The sequence below is a fragment of the Fictibacillus arsenicus genome (assembly GCF_001999465.1).
Classification (GTDB): Bacteria; Bacillota; Bacilli; order Bacillales; family Fictibacillaceae; genus Fictibacillus; species Fictibacillus arsenicus.
The window spans coordinates 251,483-268,662 of the sequence record NZ_MQMF01000003.1; the positions used below are offsets into that span (position 1 = coordinate 251,483).

The following is a 17,180-nucleotide window of genomic DNA, read 5'->3' on the forward strand; positions in this document are numbered from 1 at the left end:
CATCTTATAACTACTTAAGAATCAATTTCGTAGGTCCAGGGCTTCCTGCTGGTTTTTTAGCAGAAGATCTTGCTTCAAATGCGTTCATGACAGCTTCTTGATCCGATAGACCAGCTTGTTTCTCATCATCGATTCTTTTTATCATTTCTTTATAATCTTTCGGGATAACTTTTACAAAGTGTGATTGAGCAGATTTCCAGTTCTCTAGGATTGCTGCAGCCTTACCGCTTTGTGTATATGCAAAGTGATTTAAAATTAATTGTTTAACTGATTCAGTTTCATCATGATCAACCAGTCTCTCAAACTCAATACCTTCTTTATTGCAAAGTCTCTTAAACAGTAATGGCTGATGTGTGTAGATATAAGCGATACCGCCACTCATTCCAGCTGCAAAGTTTTTGCCGACATCTCCTAAAACTACAACATTTCCGCCAGTCATATACTCACAGCCATGATCGCCAATACCTTCAACAACAATGTTTGCTCCGCTGTTTCTGACAGCAAATCTTTCACCAGCCAGACCATTAATATAAGCTTCGCCGCTCGTTGCTCCATAGAACGCGACATTACCAACAATCACATTATCGTCAGCAAGGTATTCTGCTGTTTTTGGAGGAGCAACAATCATCTTTCCGCCTGAGAGACCTTTTCCGAAATAATCATTGCTATCCCCATTCAGGTATAGAGACATGCCGCGTGGAATAAATGCACCAAAGCTTTGTCCTGCAGATCCAGTAAAGTTAAGTGTGACTGTATCTTCAGGTAATCCTTCTTCTCCAAATCGCTTAGTAATCTCACTTCCTGCAATCGTACCGGCAACACGGTTTGTATTTTTTATGGGAAGGTTTATAGATACAGCTTTTTGGTGTTCAAGTGCAGGGTTTAGCTTAGGAAGTATTTCTTGAATATCTAATGATTGTTCAATCTTGTGATTTTGAACAGTCTTGCAAGTTCGTACACCTTCAGGCTGATATAAAAGTCTTGAAAGATCCAAGTGTTTTGCCTTCCAGTGTGCCGCTGCACGCTCACCAACAGTTAATACGTCAGTGCGGCCAACCATTTCATCCATTGTTCTAAACCCAAGCTGTGCCATGATTTCACGGATCTCTTCTGCAACAAACATCATGTAGTTTACAACATGATCAGGGTCACCCATAAATTTCTTTCTAAGTTCTGGATTTTGGGTTGCTACTCCTACAGGACATGTATCGAGATGACATGCACGCATCATCACGCATCCTAAGACAACTAACGGAGCAGTTGCGAATCCATATTCCTCAGCACCTAAAAGAGCTGCCAGTACTACATCTTTACCAGTCATTAGTTTACCGTCTGTTTCTAGCGTCACACGGTCACGAAGTCCATTCAGCATCAGTGTTTGATGAGTCTCAGCAAGACCTAGCTCCCATGGAAGTCCAGTATGCTTGATACTCGTTTTTGGCGACGCTCCTGTTCCACCGTCGTAACCGCTGATCACGATAACATCAGCAGCTCCTTTCGCTACACCTGCAGCAATCGTACCTACACCTGATTTTGCTACAAGTTTTACACTGATTCTTGCAGCGCGGTTTGCATTCTTTAAATCGTGTATAAGCTGAGCCATATCTTCAATCGAATAAATATCATGATGCGGCGGCGGTGAAATCAGACCGACACCAGGAGTTGATCCGCGAACTTCAGCAACCCAAGGATAAACTTTGTTACCGGGTAGCTGACCTCCTTCACCAGGCTTAGCTCCTTGAGCCATCTTGATCTGCAGCTCATCTGCATTCACTAAATAATGACTTTTAACACCGAATCTTCCTGACGCAACTTGTTTAATGCTGCTTCTTCTGTTGTTTCCATTTTCATCTGGGATGAACCGCGCTGGGTTTTCTCCGCCTTCGCCGCTATTGCTTTTTCCGCCTAAGCGGTTCATTGCAATCGCAAGTGATTCATGTGCTTCTGCGCTCAATGATCCGAATGACATCGCTCCGGTCTTAAACCGTTTAACGATGGATTCTACAGGCTCAACTTCTTCAAGAGGAATACTTTTTACTTCAGGTTTAAACGAAAATAAGTTTCTTAAGAACGTTGTGCGCTCATCGTCCGCTAGTTTAGAAAAAGTTTTAAATAACGAATAGTCATTCTTACGGCAAGCCCATTGCAAGGTGTGGATCGTTTTGGGATTAAACGCATGATGCTCACCTGAGTTTCTCCATTGGAAGTCACTTCCTGAATCTAAAGTGTCCTCAATTGTTTCCATAAACCCTTCTTGATGTCGCAGCTGGGCTTCTTTCTGGATTTCAGCTAGTGTGATACCGTCAATTTGAGAAGCAGTTGCAGGAAAGTATTGATCAATAACTTCTTTTCCAATCCCTACTGCTTCAAAAATTTGAGCACCTCGATAACTTTGAACAGTGGAAATACCCATTTTCGACATCACTTTAACAATTCCATCAGTTACGCCTTTTTTATACTTTTTAACTGTCTCTTGAAGTGAAAGGTTGATATGCCCTTCCACTATTGCTTCTTCATACGTCTTGTAAGTCAGATATGGGTAGATTGCATCTGCACCATATCCGATTAAAGCAGCAAAATGATGCACTTCTCTAACTTCACCAGCTTCAACGATCAAGCTTACTTTTGTGCGCAAGCCCTTCTGAACTAGATAATGGTGCAATGAACTAACCGCAAGCAGAACCGGCATGGGTGTTTGAGATGGACTCATTTCTCGGTCCGATAAGATAAGGATGCTTGCTCCCTCGGAAATAGCTTTTTCTGCTTTCTTATGGAAATATTTCAAATCACTTTCCAAATCTTCTGAAAAAAGTGTTTGCAAAATCATAGATTTAAAGTCAGTAATGTCATTTTCTTTGATTTGATTAAATTCATTTGTTGTCAGAACTGGAGAATCTAATTGAATTCTGCGAGCGTTCTGCGGTCCGGGATGGAGCAAATTACCCTCTCCGCCCAGCAATGTCATCGTTGAAGTCACGACTTTTTCTCGAATCGCATCGATTGGCGGATTTGTCACTTGTGCAAATAACTGTTTAAAATAGTTGAATAATGATTGCGGTCTGTCTGATAACACTGCAAGAGGTGTATCATTTCCCATTGATCCTATTGGGTCTTTTCCTTCGGTAATTACAGGAATTAGATATTTATGAATATCTTCATACGTATACCCAAAAGCTTTTTGTTTCCTTCTGATATCTTCTAAATTAACAACAGGCTCTTCCCCGTTATCTTCTAATTGAAGCAATCCATTTGTCAGCCATTCTTCATAAGGCTGTTCATTAGCCATTTCTGCCTTTATTTCGTTATCAGTAATGATGCGTCCCTCTTCTATGTCGATAAGAAGCATTCTTCCAGGACTTAATCGCTCTTTGTAAAGAATGTTTTCTTCTTCAACATCAATGACACCTACTTCTGAAGAGAAGATAATATAATCATCTTTTGTTACGTAATACCGTGCTGGACGCAATCCGTTTCTGTCGAGGATCGCTCCTATCTGTTTACCGTTTGTAAATGAAATGGCTGTAGGTCCATCCCATGGTTCCATTAAACAGCTGTGGTATTCATAAAAAGCACGTCGTTCTTGTTCTAAATGCGGATTCTCACTCCATGGTTCTGGAATCAGCATCATAGCCGTATGCGAAGGCTTCCTTCCTGCAAGTACAAAAAATTCAAACGCCTGGTCTAAAATAGAAGAATCACTTCCATCAGCATCTAAAATCGGAAGAAGCTTTTCAATATCATCGCCAAATGCTTCAGATACAAACTGTTTTTCGCGTGCTTTCATCCAATTCATATTACCTTGAAGAGTGTTGATCTCACCGTTATGAATGATATAACGATTTGGATGTGCGCGTTCCCAAGTTGGAAATGTATTTGTGCTAAAACGGGAATGCACTAAAGCGAATGGGGACACGAAATCCTCATCCTGCAAGTCAATATAAAAAGTATCAACTTGTTCTGGTGTTAATAATCCTTTATAGACGATGGTTTGTGTAGACAGACTCGCAAAATAAGTTTGCAGCCCGTTTTGTCTTGCCCAGTGTTCTGCTTGCTTTCGAATGACAAAAAGTTTACGTTCAAAAACAAGCTCGTCAGTTATGGAGTCATCACAAGCAATAAACACCTGCTTGACTAAAGGACATGTGTTTTGGGCTTTCTCTCCGATAGAAGAACTATTAATCGGTACAGTTCTCCAGCCTAAAAGCTTTTGTCCTTCTTGTTCAATAAAATAATTAATTTGATTTTCAAGTTTCGTTTGAGCTTCTTTATCGTTCGGGAAAAAAATCATGCCTGCACCGTATCTGCCTGGTTCCGGCAGATCAAAATCAGTTACCTTTTCAAAAAAACGATGTGGCAATTTAGTCATCAAACCTGCTCCATCACCTGTTAACGGATCACTTCCTTGCCCTCCGCGATGATCAAGCTGGCATAGCATATGAAGTCCTTTTTTAACTATTTGATGGGTAGCATGCCCTTTTAGATGAGCGTATAGACCAATTCCACAAGCATCATGTTCAAAGTTCGGATTATATAACCCTTGTGGTTCTGGAAATTGACTGTAGGTCATCGGTTACTCCCCCTTCACGTTTTCAACTTAATGTTCAAAACTTTCTTTCAATTAGTTTAAGGTTTATAATTAATCGAAACAATATATAATTTAGATTAAAACGATCTCAAATTGAGAATGATTGGTTGTGGGAATGTAATGGAGATTCGTCAATTAGCGTATTTTATTGAAGTTGCGGAACGAGAACACGTGTCAGAAGCTGCGCTTGCATTGCATGTAGCTCAATCTGCCGTAAGCCGTCAAATAGCAAACTTAGAATCGGAATTAGGTGTGGAACTGTTTGAACGAGAAGGCAGAAATATCAAACTGTCACCTGTTGGCCGGTTATTCTTAACTCATGCAAAAACAGCGATGAAAGCAATCGAACATGCCAAAAAGCAGATAGATGAATACTTAGATCCTGAAAGAGGTACGATTAAGATTGGATTTCCAACTAGCCTTGCAGGTCATCTGCTTCCTACAGTAGTTTCTGCTTTTAAAAGAGAACATCCGAATATTGCCTTTCATTTACGCCAAGGATCTTATCGTTTTTTAACTGAGAGTGTGAAGAACGGCGACATTGATTTAGCTTTTCTTGGTCCTGTACCAACGAATGACCCTGATTTGGAAGGCTTTATTTTGTTCACGGAAAAAATCTCTGCATTATTGCCCGAACAGCACCCATTAGCTGAAAAGAGAACTCTTTTATTAAGTGATTTAAGAAATGATGATTTTGTTCTATTTCCAAACGGGTACATTTTACGAGAAGTTGTTGTGAATGCTTGTAAAGAATCGGGCTTTATACCCAAAATCGCTTGTGAAGGTGAAGATCTTGATGCGATAAAAGGCTTAGTCACCGCTGGTATGGGTGTAACACTTTTACCCGATAGTTCTTTCTATGAAACTAAACCACGTTTCACAGTGAAAATCCCAATAGAAATTCCAGATGTGAAACGAACGGTTGGAATCATCACTCCACGTGGCCGAGAACTTGCACCTGCTGAACAAGTGTTTTATGAATTTGTTATTAAATTCTTCTCTGTGCTGGAACAATATCAATAAACATTGTTGCTATTTGAAGCGGTTGATCTCCGCTCCAGGATGCTCGCTTTCCGCGGGGTGTGCGGTGAGCCTCCTAGCGCTCTGCGCTGTTAGGAGTCTCACCTGTCCCACTCATCCCCCAGGAGTCTCGCACCCTTGCGCTCCAATCAACTAAGCAAAGCTGAATTAAAAACATCCGGAGCAATTATCTTTTTGAAATAGCCAAAGTTTAAAAGGAAACGCTTTTGGTGTATTAATTATGATTGAGATGAGGGAAATAGAAAGGATGAAAATCAAAATTTGTCGAGGATTGTAGACTCGTGGATAAAGAGCCTAAACTTATGGATTTCAGCATAAAATTTTTGGATTCGCTACCGAAACTCGTGGATTCATGGGTTTATTTTGTGGAATTACGGTTAACTAAGCTTCTTATCATAGCTTTTCCTCTCTTCACGGCACTAATAAACAAATGAATTTGAATTGGAGCCTGCCCGATCAACATAATTATGCTCTATTTAAAAAAAGAGTGACCCAAAAATGAATGTTTTGGGTCACTCTTTCTTATTATTCAACCTGCAGCTTGTGTGTCATTGTTCGCTTTTCTAATGTTGCGGATATTAATACGGATTAATAACGATATAGCCAGTGCTGCTACAAAAGCACCTGTAAAGATATAGAGTGTCAGAGAGTAGCTGTTGGTTGTCTCACGAATCCAGGAGACTACTAGCGGACCCACAAGACCAGCCGCCGCCCAAGCTGTTAATATATAACCGTGTATTGCGCCAAGCTGCTTTGTTCCAAATAGATCTCCGATGTACGCAGGTATGGAAGCGAACCCGCCTCCATAGCAAGTAAGGATCACATATACTAAGAGCTGAAATAAAAACGCATTTGTAACATTTGGCAGCAGTAAAAACGCAACGGTTTGCAATGCAAAGAAAGTGGTATATACATTTGGACGTCCGATATAGTCTGAAACCGAAGCCCACCCAATTCTTCCAAATCCATTAAACAATCCCATAATACCTACCATAGTTGCAGCTGCGCCAGCACTCAGACCGGCAATGTCCTGGGCCATTGGTGAGGCTACTGAGATAACGGCTATTCCGCACGTTACATTTATGAAGAGCATTGACCAAAGTGCCCAAAAGCGAACTGTTTTTACTGCTTCATTGGCAGTTAGCTGTGCAAGGTCATTTGTTTTCTTTTCTTCTTTTTGATCTTTATCTTTCATTCCTTCAGGCTGCCAATTTTTTGGAGGCGGGGCAAGGTAGAGTGAAGATAAAAACATAAGGCCAAAATAGATGGCGCCTAATAGATAAAAAGTATTTGATATGCCAATTCCATTTATCAGCTTAGCAATTACAGGACTCGCGATAAGAGAGGCGAAACCGAACCCCATAATAGCTAATCCTGTAGCAAGGCCTCTTCTGTCAGGAAACCATTTAACAAGAGATGAAACCGGTGTAATATAACCGATTCCAAGCCCTATTCCCCCTAGAGCTCCGTAAAAGAAGTAAAGCATATACAAAGAGCCGATACTGTCTGCAAATCCTGCTCCTATAAGACCTGCTCCGAAACATGCAGAAGCGATCATACCTGAAATTCGAGGTCCGTAACGTTCTACGAAATGTCCCATAAAAGCGGCAGATAAACCTAAAAACAAGATTGCAATACTAAAAGTTAACGAGATTTCGCTGAGTCCCCAATTATGCTTTTCCCGGAGTGGATTAGTAAATACACTCCAGGAATAGACTGAACCAATTGATATATGAATACCAACAGCAGCCGCAGCAATCAACCAGCGGTTCTTGACTTTGTTCGCCATTGTTTAGCTCCTTTGCCCGTTTTTCTCTAACGTTTTATCTTTAGTTTGATTTGTCCGTTTTTCAGGCGTATCTTGAGTAGTTTTTTCGTAAGGCTCAGTATCTTGTCCCATCCCTTTAAGAAATTGCATAAGAATAGTGACCGCTCTATTGATTTCTGGATCTTTTAGCGATTTTACAAGATCGAAATATCCGGTCTTCTCTTCTGTATCTTTATATTCTGCGACACGCGCAATTCCGGCATCGATCTTCAGCAAAAAGGGTTCGAGTTGTCTCACGTTGATCATTCCCAGCGTACCCAAGAGCAGCAGGAGATTTTTCATGGTGTTTGTGTTTTCAGGTTTGTCCATTGCTTTAACGGCAATATCCAGCACTTTATCACCTTGGCCAAACAACCCGTTTAAAAGTGAAAGGATTCCCTTGTCCTGCATATGATTCATAATCTCGAGTGTTTGCATGATCGCTTCCTTATTTTTTACTAAAGCATCTTCCACTTCCCGTAAATCTATTGTTCGCTGTTCTTCTTCCGATAGGGTTAATTTATGAACTTTCTTAATCGCCTTAGCCATGTTGGTTTCGCTCCTTTTTCACAACATCTCCAGGGAAGATATAATCTTTTCTTGCCCACTTCTTTTCAACTGCTACACCGATCTGCGGCTGCGGGTTCCCGTATCTGAAGTTTGTTTTTGGAAGAGGGTTAACACCTTCTTCTTGCAAAATCTCTAATTTTGCACTTGTTTCTTTATAAGCTGGCGTATCCGTATCTTTATCTGAATAGCTGCTGGTTAAAAGATTTATCGCTGCTTCTCCAGTGTCATTCATCGGTAAATAGACTTCTTTGCCCTTTACACGATCTGTGATCAAACAATGAACTTTTACACTTCCATATGGAGAAGATAAGCGTACGAGAGTCCCGTCTTTAATCCCTCTTTCGTCAGCGAGTTCATGTGAGATTTCAAGGAACGTGTTTGGAGTCTTTGATGTGATCCCCTCTGATTTATATGTCATATTTCCTTCATGGAAATGTTCTAAAATTCTTCCATTATTAACATGGATATCGTATTCTTCACCAAATTCCTTCGGTTCTGTCCAATCAACAGGGTATAATTTTGCTTTTCTGTCATCAAACGGGAACCCTTCAGTAAATAAAATCGGGGTATCTGTTCCATCTGGAGCAACTGGCCATTGAAGACTTTTGTATCCTTCAAGTCTTTCATAAGAAACACCTGCAAATAGCGGTGCCAATTGGGCAGCTTCATCCATAATGTCACTCGGATGGGTATAATTCCAGTTTGCTCCCAAGCGGTTAGCGATGTCCTGTATGATCTGCCAATCAGGCTTTGAATCACCTAGTGGCTCCAACACTTGATATAATCGTTGAATTCTCCGCTCGGTATTTGTAAAGGTACCTTCTTTTTCTAAGCTTGGACTTGCTGGCAGCACAACATCAGCAAACTGAGCAGTTCTCGTTAAAAAGATGTCCTGAACGACGAAGAAATCAAGCTTTTCATACGCTGCATGAACGTGGTTAATATTGGAATCCACGATCCCCATGTCTTCTCCCTTTAAATACATAGCTTTAACATGTCCATCATGAATCCCAGTGACCATCTCATGATTGTTCAGACCAGGTTCTTCAGGAATCTTTACACCCCAGGCTTGCTCGTATTTCGCTCGAACTTGATCATCAGCCACTTTCTCGTAAGATGGAAGACGGTCAGGCATACTTCCAAAATCACTTGCTCCTTGAACATTATTATGACCTCGAAGTGGATAAGATCCTACACCGGGACGTCCATAATTTCCAGTAACAAGAAGCATGTTTGAAATAGCTGTACTCGTATCACTGCCGCCCATATGCTGGGTAACACCCATTGCCCAAAGTACACAAACACTTTTCGATTGATGGATAGTTTCAGCAATATTCATCAAAGTTTCTTGGGAAAGTCCAGTTGCTTTTTCAGCATATTCAAGCGTGTACTTTTCAAGGTTTTGTTTAAATTCTTCTAAACCGTTTACATGATTCTCTAAAAATTCTTTATCAGCCCAGCCTTGATCGAGAATATATTTTGTGACAGCTGAAAGCCAAACTAGATCAGAACCTGCCCTAGGCTGAATAAAAAGATCAGCACGGTCTGCCATTTCATGTTTACGGAGATCCGCCACAATCAGTTTCTGACCATTTAACTTGTGAGAACGTTTAACTCTTGTAGCGAGTACTGGATGGGATTCAGATGTATTGGATCCGATAACGATCACAAGCTCGGATTTTTCAATATCTTTAATGGAACCTGAGTCACCCCCATGGCCTACGGTACGGAACAATCCCACCGTCGCGGGTGTCTGGCAGTATCGTGAACAGTTATCGATGTTGTTCGTTCCAATAACTCCCCGAGCCAATTTTTGCATTAAATAGGACTCTTCATTCGTACATTTAGAAGAACTGATAAATGTTAGAGCTTGTGAGCCATATGTTTCTTTGATTTCAGTAAACTTGGATGCGATCAGGTTTAAAGCTTCATCCCAAGAAGCTTCTCTAAATGAATCGCCTTCACGGATAAGCGGTTTTGTTAACCGCTCTTCGCTGTTTACAAAATCCCAGCCGAACTTGCCTTTTATACATGTAGATATACCGTTAGCAGGCGCTTCAATCTGAGGATCTACTTTTAAGATTTCTCTTCCTTTTGTCCACACATCGAAACTGCAGCCAACTCCGCAGTAAGTACAAACGGTTTTTGTTTTCTTAATACACTGTTCACGCATAGCGGCTTCCATATCAGAAATAGCTAATATAGAGCCATAACCGGTTTCTACATTTTTAGTAATTTCTATCATAGGTCGCAAGGTTTCCCGGTTAATGCCAGTCATGTAGCCGGCTTCGCCTTCCATACCTTTTTCCATCATGGCATTACAAGGACATACTGTAGAGCAATGTCCACAAGAAACACATGAAGACTCGTTGATCGGTACATCTTTATCCCAGATTACACGAGGTCTCTCACGGTCCCAGTCAATAGATAGCGTTTCAGTTACTTGAACATCCTGACATGCTTCAACACATCGTCCGCACAAAATACACTGATCCGGGTCATATCTGTAGAAAGGATTTGAATGATCTACTTCATAGGGCTTGTGATCGAAAGGAATGCTTTGGTGGTTAATCTTCATCTCTTTTACGGTGTTATGTATTTCGCATCCGCCATTGTTATAATCACAAACCGTACAATACAATTCATGGTTGAACAGGATCCGGTCCATTCCAATGACTTGAGCTTCCTTCACATCATCTGAATTCGTATCAACCTCATCCCCTTCTTTAAGGGTGGTGGAACAGGCTCTAACAAATTCACCATTTACTTTTACAATACAAGTGTCACAGGTTTCAATTGGACCTAAACTGGGGTGATAGCATACATGAGGAACTTGATCAGGACTGTCAGTAAGCAGATTTAAAATTGTTTGATCTTTGTTGGCTTTTACTTCAGAACCATTAATTCTAATAGAATAATCGGACAAAATGATTTCACCCTTTCAATAAAATTTATTTACAAAAAAATCAGTCATCTAAAAATGCCGATTCCCTAATCGTTATCTCCTTAAACAAATAAGGTTATTCAAATCCTTTTATGTGATAACAACTTACTTTTCAACTTTTTTTGTGGCGTACGCTTCTTTGACTAGTTGATTAGAGCGAGCATCCTGGAGCGGAAATCAACCACTTTCAAGAGCATCATAGTTTGTGAATACAGAAAAAAAGACACCTATGAAGTGTCTAAGTAAATCAGCTATCTAAATCAATTTCGATTAAGTCATAAGAAGTTACAATCCCAAGCGGTTTTTCATTCTCGCTTCCATTTAGTGTAATGATGATTGCCTCAAGTTTTTTGTCTTCTTTATGGAACGTTTCAAATATTTCTTCCGCTTTAAAAATACTTGATGTTTTTGAAATAAATGCTACTAATTGCTTCCCTTTTTTTCTAGTGATATCAGATATTTTTGCATTGCTTAAATCAATAACCTGATCTGCCAGCCGGTCGCTAAGCCAATTTAATAAATAGGTTGCAGTTAACAGCCATAGATATTCGCCTTTTTCATTATATATAGGAAACCGTGAATAAGATGTTTTTCTAATACAGCTTAATACATCTGCTAATCTATCACTTTCTTTAAAATGTTGAACTTCTTTTGTAGCTATACTTAATGCTGTTTCAGGCTTTTGAAAATAACCTGCTATTTTTTCAATGCGCTCCACAATATCGAGGTGTGGCTCTGCAATATAATAATCATGGTCAACTTTTTCGTGAACGATTGCATTCCGAAGTTTCGCGAACTGGCAAAGCTCATTATAAAACGACCTGATTAGAGAATGTTTTTTCATTCCAACTTCAACTAAATTTTTAAACCGATCATCTGTCGTATCCTTTACTTTTTCCATTAGACACTTATGAATTTGATTAAATGCGATCTCAAAACGTTCTGACAAAGCATTTTCTTTATTGGTTTTTAAATGAGTCACGGTCATTTTCTATCTCTCCTTATTTCATACGCTACCCTCTACATACCCAATAACAGCATAGTAATAAACAAAAACGAATCCGTACTTGGATTCGTTTCAATCTGTTATTATTTTTCTGCAAATACAGGCAATGGATCGGAAAATGCGTTCCAGTCTTTTCTTAACATTTCATCATTATTAAGTAGACAATGATCTAATTCTTTAATTATTTCATCCTCTTTATAATCAATTCCAATAAACACAAGTTCAGTAACCCGGTCGCCGTATGTGTCATCCCAGTATGGATTCTCTGTTTTTTCTTGATCTATAACTTGTTTATCATTTTTTGATGAAGCTACCCAATGTCCCGCAGGCTGAAAGATTATGCTTGTACCTGCTTGACTTAACAATATTGCCCAGTCATTTCGGGATGCTACCCATATAAAGCCTTTCGCTCGTACAATTTCAGGAGGCCAGCATTCTAAGAAAGCAAGCAGCCGTTCCGGATGGAAAGGTATTTTTCTTCTATATACAAAGGAAGATATTCCATATTCATCCGTTTCAGGTATATGTTCGTTTTCAAGTTCTTTCATCCATCCTGCTGATTCACTTGCATACTCAATATTAAAGAGACCTGTGTTAAGTATCTCATTTGGGTTAAGCCTCCCATGTTCCGTTTCAAGAAACTTAGCCCTTGGCTGTAATTTTTTTAAAACTCTTTTTATTTCTTCTCGCTCTTCAGGATCTAATAAATCACATTTATTGAGAATCAGAACATCACAAAACTCAATTTGATCAATTAACAGGTCTACAACTTCTCTTGTATCCATTTCATCCAATGCTTCTTTTCTGTCGAGCAAGCTTTCTCCTGAAGCGAAGTCATGCCAAAAACGGTTAGCATCTACTACGGTTACCATGGTGTCTAGTTTACAAAGAGAAGCTAGATCCACTCCAGATTCTTCATCTAAATAGGTAAAGGTTTGTGCTACAGGAATCGGTTCACTAATACCTGTTGATTCAATAAGTATGTATTCTATATCACCATTTTTAACGATCTGTTCAACTTCTATAAGGAGATCTTCTCTTAATGTACAACAGATGCACCCATTAGTCATTTCGATTAGTTTTTCTTCAGTTCTAGATAGTTTTGTTTCATTTTTTATAAGTGAGGCATCGATATTGATCTCACTCATATCGTTAACAATCACTGCAACCTTTAAACCGTCTTGATTTGTCAATACATGATTTAAAATCGTTGTTTTTCCAGCTCCCAGATAGCCGCTTAATACGGTTACGGGGATTCTTTTAGTAAGTGTATGTATCATTTTAAACTCCTTTTAAATCGTAATCATTACGATTAACATAATAATTCACATCATAGGTCTATGTCAATAAATAAAAAAAGACGCATATCACATGGATACACATCTTCTTTCTAAAAATCTTTCCATTCGATTTTTCCGCATTTATTTTCTACGTCTAGTTCAACTTCAAAATCATGCTTTTCATAAAAATGAATTAAACGGTCAACGTGATCCCAGTCTCTCTTAGCAATGTCACCTTTTATTAATGGAATATTATTGTCTGAAGCAGTTTCTTTTAAGTACTCCATACATATTGATCCATATCCTTTGTTGGCGGGCCCTTTAATATCACCAATATGCAAAGTATTGTCATCTTCATATACCGCATCAATAGCAAAATCCCAGCCATCATATCTTGATTCACAATCGTTTAGCATGATTTTGCATTGATCCATTTCTTCTGTCTTATATACGATAACAAGATTATCATCTTTTGTTTGGTCAACACCGATTACATCATAGTCTTTCGCAATCTGTTTCATATCGTTCTGTAATCGGAGAAGTTGAAATTCTAGATCATCCCGGTCAAGTTTGTTTTCTGTTTCTTTTTCAAGCCCAAGAAGCAACATGATATCCCCCCCCTTTAGATTATTTTTACAGAAACACACAGTTTCCCATTTTACTAAAGGTAAGGAGATATATCAAATGTAAATTGTTTCCTGCTATTAATGTCCAGATGAAATTACATAAAATTCAGTTTGCCTTTGTGTTAAGTAATTCAATTTATTGTTTGTAAAGCAAACTGATTCCTCAAGGTATATAGGAATATCCTTATTCCACTCAGGTATAAATTGTCTAATGTTAAACTCTAACGCATAGCACGTATTATTTAGAATTTCTAATTCTCCTCGGACAGGAATTGGTTCCTGCTTATCAAATAACCCTATTAAAGGACCTGCTGCGTGGCAATGGTAACCGATAGGGTGAGAATATAGCATAGGTGAAATGCCACAGGCAATAGCTTTCTCTATTACTTCCTCAAAGACTTCATTACCTGTCATTCCTTGTTTAACCGAATCGAAAACGATATCTTCAAATTTATTAGCTGTGAATAAAGCATTCCGCAGTCCTTCTGGAACTTCTTGTTCTTCTGGATGCAGGACATAGGCTAACTGCTGTGTATCTGAACAAAGTCCCAAATATTCAATGCCAAAATCAAGGTGTACAATATCACCAGGCTGAATAGTATCTTCAATCCTGTCAGCAGATGACTCTTTTCTTTGAATGTCAACTGTAGGATAGAAAGAGGTTTTTAATCCGAGATCAAAAGTTTTTTGCCTGATCCATTCAACTAGTTCACGAGTTGTAGTTTGATTTGGGGAAATCACTTGATTAGATAAAGCTTGTTTAGCTATTTCACGAGTAATGGATGCGAGTTCTTTATATGCATCCAGTTCAGATTCTGTTCTAAATTGAAGCCAATCCATAACCAAAGGTGCTGAAGATACTAATTTAGATGAGTAATCTTTTCCGATCGTATCCGTCATTGACTGATAAAAAGAATGACTTAACCCATCACAAAAAGAAAAATGACGAGAATGGTTAACAGCGATTTGATCCGGCTGATAGTTATCCATTAGTTTCCGGAGTACTTCAAATGGTCCTTCACCTTTCTTCCCGATGCAGCATGTATAAAATGGTTCAAAATGTTTATTTGATGAAATTACTAGCCTTTTTACTTTTCCTGTTTCCTTTTCTCTAACAAAAACAAATATCGTTATACGCTTCGAGCTGTCTATTGAAGATGGGAAAAGAGTAATGGCTACTGGATCTTCATGATATTCTCTGCCTAGTGTAATCCACATATCAAAATTATGTTTAATCATAAGGACAGGCATTAAAACCCCTAGTCTCGTGTGCAGCCATTCATCTGTTATTTTATCTCTTTCAATGAGTGATTTTATTTTAAAAGGTCTTTGATCTATTTGGATTGCCACGAACTCTCAGTCCTCTCTTTCAATGTCTAATTACACTTTTCTCCTTTCTCTATGCAAAGTCCTTCGAGGTCTTGTTTCATAATTTGATGCATATGAATAGGAGGACAAAGTGTACAAGGAGATGCACCATGATATGAATATATTTTTTCGGGGAGTCCTTTTGCTTGCAGCTGCAGCATTAGTGGGAGAAAGCTTAGAATTCATTGTGAATATGATACTTGCACGTCAATTAGGAGAATTGGGATTAGGTCATTACATGTCTATTTTCCCAACTGTGATATTGATTATCATCATTGCAAGTCTAGAGCTGCCAATCTCCATATCTAAATTTGTAGCAGAAAAAGAAGAAAAGCAGCACTATAGTATGCTTAAACATGCAACTAAGCTCACTTTGATTCTAACGGCAGCTATGATTATTATTGCTATATTTGTACTGCCCTTTATCCCGGTCTTTAACAGTTATCATCCGCTTGTAAGATGGTTAATGGTGTTGTTAATTCCTCTTATCTCGCTTACCTCGATCGCAAGAGGTTTTTTTATGGGAAAACAGCAGATGGGAAAGCTCGCTTTTTCTAATCTTTTCCGTAAATTTGCACAGCTCATATTACTGGCAGGTATTTATCAATTATTCTCCTTTGATAGAGAAACAGCAATCTTAATTGCATTAGCTACTTTCGTTGGCAGTGAACTTGTTGTCTTCGTTTATTTGTTTACAGCTTATTTGCTGCAATTCAGGAAAATGAAATACCAAATGAATCAAAATTTAAGTGCTGGAGAAGTTACAAAAAGCTTACTGGCCGTGACTATACCCACAACAGGACTGCGGCTTTTTCATGCATTTACAAATGCAGTTCAGCCTTTTTTGATTAAATACTCACTTACGCTGACCGGACTATCTGATGTAGCGGCAACCGAGCAGTTTGGGCTGCTTGCAGGTGTTGCTATAACGATTGGATTCTTCCCAGCCTTTATTGCTCACTCTTTGCTCGTCGTACTAATACCGACTGTTTCTGAAGCTACTGCAAAAAAAGATGTGGATACATTAAAAATGCTTCTAATAAGGATTATGAAAATAACAGCAGCTTATGGTTTTCCTGCAGTTATCATATTTCTTTTATTTTCTGAGAAATTGACGGTGATGTTTTTTCACTCAGCTTCTGCTGCAATCTATCTAGAACTTTTATGGCCCAGCTTTTTATTTACTTTTTTCTTAATTCCGCTTCAGGCCTATTTAATTGGTTTAGGATTGATCACAACAGCTTTTATACAGTCTGTTTGGTCAACAATTATTTCTTTTTTCCTTATGTATATACTCGGTTCACAGCCATCGTTTGGAATGCATGGTGTCATCATAGGTATGAATGCAGGATCCGTTCTTCTAATGCTTCTTCATTATTTTTCAGTCTGCAAAGCTATTGGCATTACCTTTTGGCTGGGTGCAAGAAACAATTTTCAAGAATAAAAAGGGCATCTCTATAAGGATAATTCCTTAAGAGATGCCTTTTTGTCAGACAAGTTTCTGAGTATGAGCAAGGACTGCCCGAAAGTTAAAAGGGCTATTTTCTTGTTTTACAAACGCCCATTGATCAGGAATACGGGATTGCAAAAATTTAAGTTGTGATTCATTTAGATTTAGCTCCAGCCATGAGTCATCGATTTTAAAATGTTCCTTTTCTTTAAAAGAGAATTTTGTTTGCAGCAAATTTTGTAATCCTCTAATCGTAATAAACTTAAACATATACCCATTTTTAATAGCGAGTACGATATCTTCCCAATTCTCTTCTGCGTAATGAAAGAAGTTAAGCAAGCTAGCTTCTTCTTTACCTATATGACTTAAAGCACTAATATTTTTTTGTCTAATAACATCAACTAAATGATCTCCGTCAACCCCTCCAGCAATTGCAGCTTCAATTAATAAGCCGGCTGGCATCGATAATTTCACAATGATAATCCCCCCCAATTAATAGAAAA

Annotated in this window: 11 protein-coding genes; 2 read left to right on the forward strand and 9 right to left on the reverse strand. The window is 38.8% G+C overall.

Going from position 1 to position 17,180, the window contains the following annotated elements:
- Positions 1-10: 10 nt before the first annotated feature.
- Complete coding sequence (gene gltB, locus UN64_RS15250) at positions 11-4,567, reverse strand: glutamate synthase large subunit (protein ID WP_077364291.1); 4,557 nt, start codon at positions 4,565-4,567, stop codon at positions 11-13.
- 138 nt (positions 4,568-4,705) lie between these two features.
- Here gltB and gltC point away from each other — a divergent pair, with 138 nt between their 5' ends.
- On the forward strand, positions 4,706-5,608 hold the full coding sequence (gltC, locus tag UN64_RS15255; protein WP_077364293.1) for a glutamate biosynthesis transcriptional regulator GltC: 903 nt from the start codon (positions 4,706-4,708) through the stop codon (positions 5,606-5,608).
- 547 nt (positions 5,609-6,155) lie between these two features.
- Here the strand turns inward: gltC and UN64_RS15260 are convergent.
- The 7 genes from UN64_RS15260 to UN64_RS15290 form a co-directional block, all read right to left on the reverse strand.
- Positions 6,156-7,415 (reverse strand): L-lactate MFS transporter, encoded by a 1,260-nt coding sequence (locus UN64_RS15260; protein ID WP_077364295.1) that lies wholly within the window; start codon positions 7,413-7,415, stop codon positions 6,156-6,158.
- Positions 7,416-7,418: 3 nt separating this feature from the next.
- Positions 7,419-7,982 carry a helical membrane plugin domain-containing protein gene (locus tag UN64_RS15265; RefSeq protein ID WP_077364297.1) on the reverse strand — a complete coding sequence of 188 codons (564 nt, stop codon included), beginning with the start codon at positions 7,980-7,982 and terminating at the stop codon, positions 7,419-7,421.
- Complete coding sequence (gene fdhF / locus UN64_RS15270) at positions 7,975-10,932, reverse strand: formate dehydrogenase subunit alpha (protein WP_245802058.1); 2,958 nt, start codon at positions 10,930-10,932, stop codon at positions 7,975-7,977. Before fdhF ends, UN64_RS15265 begins: the two co-directional genes overlap by 8 nt.
- Positions 10,933-11,194: 262 nt before the next feature.
- Positions 11,195-11,935 carry a CBS domain-containing protein gene (locus UN64_RS15275; protein WP_077364301.1) on the reverse strand — a complete coding sequence of 247 codons (741 nt, stop codon included), beginning with the start codon at positions 11,933-11,935 and terminating at the stop codon, positions 11,195-11,197.
- A gap of 101 nt (positions 11,936-12,036) precedes the next feature.
- Positions 12,037-13,233 (reverse strand): GTP-binding protein, encoded by a 1,197-nt coding sequence (locus tag UN64_RS15280; RefSeq protein ID WP_077364303.1) that lies wholly within the window; start codon positions 13,231-13,233, stop codon positions 12,037-12,039.
- 110 nt (positions 13,234-13,343) lie between these two features.
- Entirely contained in the window at positions 13,344-13,841 is a 498-nt protein-coding gene (locus UN64_RS15285; protein WP_077364305.1) for a GNAT family N-acetyltransferase, read from the reverse strand.
- A gap of 96 nt (positions 13,842-13,937) precedes the next feature.
- Positions 13,938-15,209 (reverse strand): M24 family metallopeptidase, encoded by a 1,272-nt coding sequence (locus UN64_RS15290; RefSeq protein ID WP_077364307.1) that lies wholly within the window; start codon positions 15,207-15,209, stop codon positions 13,938-13,940.
- 133 nt (positions 15,210-15,342) lie between these two features.
- Here UN64_RS15290 and UN64_RS15295 point away from each other — a divergent pair, with 133 nt between their 5' ends.
- On the forward strand, positions 15,343-16,671 hold the full coding sequence (locus UN64_RS15295) for an oligosaccharide flippase family protein (RefSeq protein WP_077364653.1): 1,329 nt from the start codon (positions 15,343-15,345) through the stop codon (positions 16,669-16,671).
- 45 nt (positions 16,672-16,716) lie between these two features.
- Here UN64_RS15295 and UN64_RS15300 read toward each other — a convergent pair whose 3' ends face one another.
- Complete coding sequence (locus UN64_RS15300) at positions 16,717-17,151, reverse strand: hypothetical protein (protein WP_077364309.1); 435 nt, start codon at positions 17,149-17,151, stop codon at positions 16,717-16,719.
- Between the last annotated feature and the right edge of the window lie 29 nt (positions 17,152-17,180).

Excerpts from the sequence above, each read along its gene's own strand:
- UN64_RS15265 (WP_077364297.1), bottom strand. The coding sequence starts at position 7,982 with ATGGCTAAGGCGATTAAGAAAGTTCATAAATTAACCCTATCGGAAGAA.
- gltC (WP_077364293.1), top strand. The coding sequence starts at position 4,706 with ATGGAGATTCGTCAATTAGCGTATTTTATTGAAGTTGCGGAACGAGAA.
- gltB (WP_077364291.1), bottom strand. The coding sequence starts at position 4,567 with ATGACCTACAGTCAATTTCCAGAACCACAAGGGTTATATAATCCGAAC.
- UN64_RS15295 (WP_077364653.1), top strand. The coding sequence starts at position 15,343 with ATGAATATATTTTTTCGGGGAGTCCTTTTGCTTGCAGCTGCAGCATTA.
- UN64_RS15260 (WP_077364295.1), bottom strand. The coding sequence starts at position 7,415 with ATGGCGAACAAAGTCAAGAACCGCTGGTTGATTGCTGCGGCTGCTGTT.
- UN64_RS15285 (WP_077364305.1), bottom strand. The coding sequence starts at position 13,841 with ATGTTGCTTCTTGGGCTTGAAAAAGAAACAGAAAACAAACTTGACCGG.
- UN64_RS15280 (WP_077364303.1), bottom strand. The coding sequence starts at position 13,233 with ATGATACATACACTTACTAAAAGAATCCCCGTAACCGTATTAAGCGGC.
- UN64_RS15275 (WP_077364301.1), bottom strand. The coding sequence starts at position 11,935 with ATGACCGTGACTCATTTAAAAACCAATAAAGAAAATGCTTTGTCAGAA.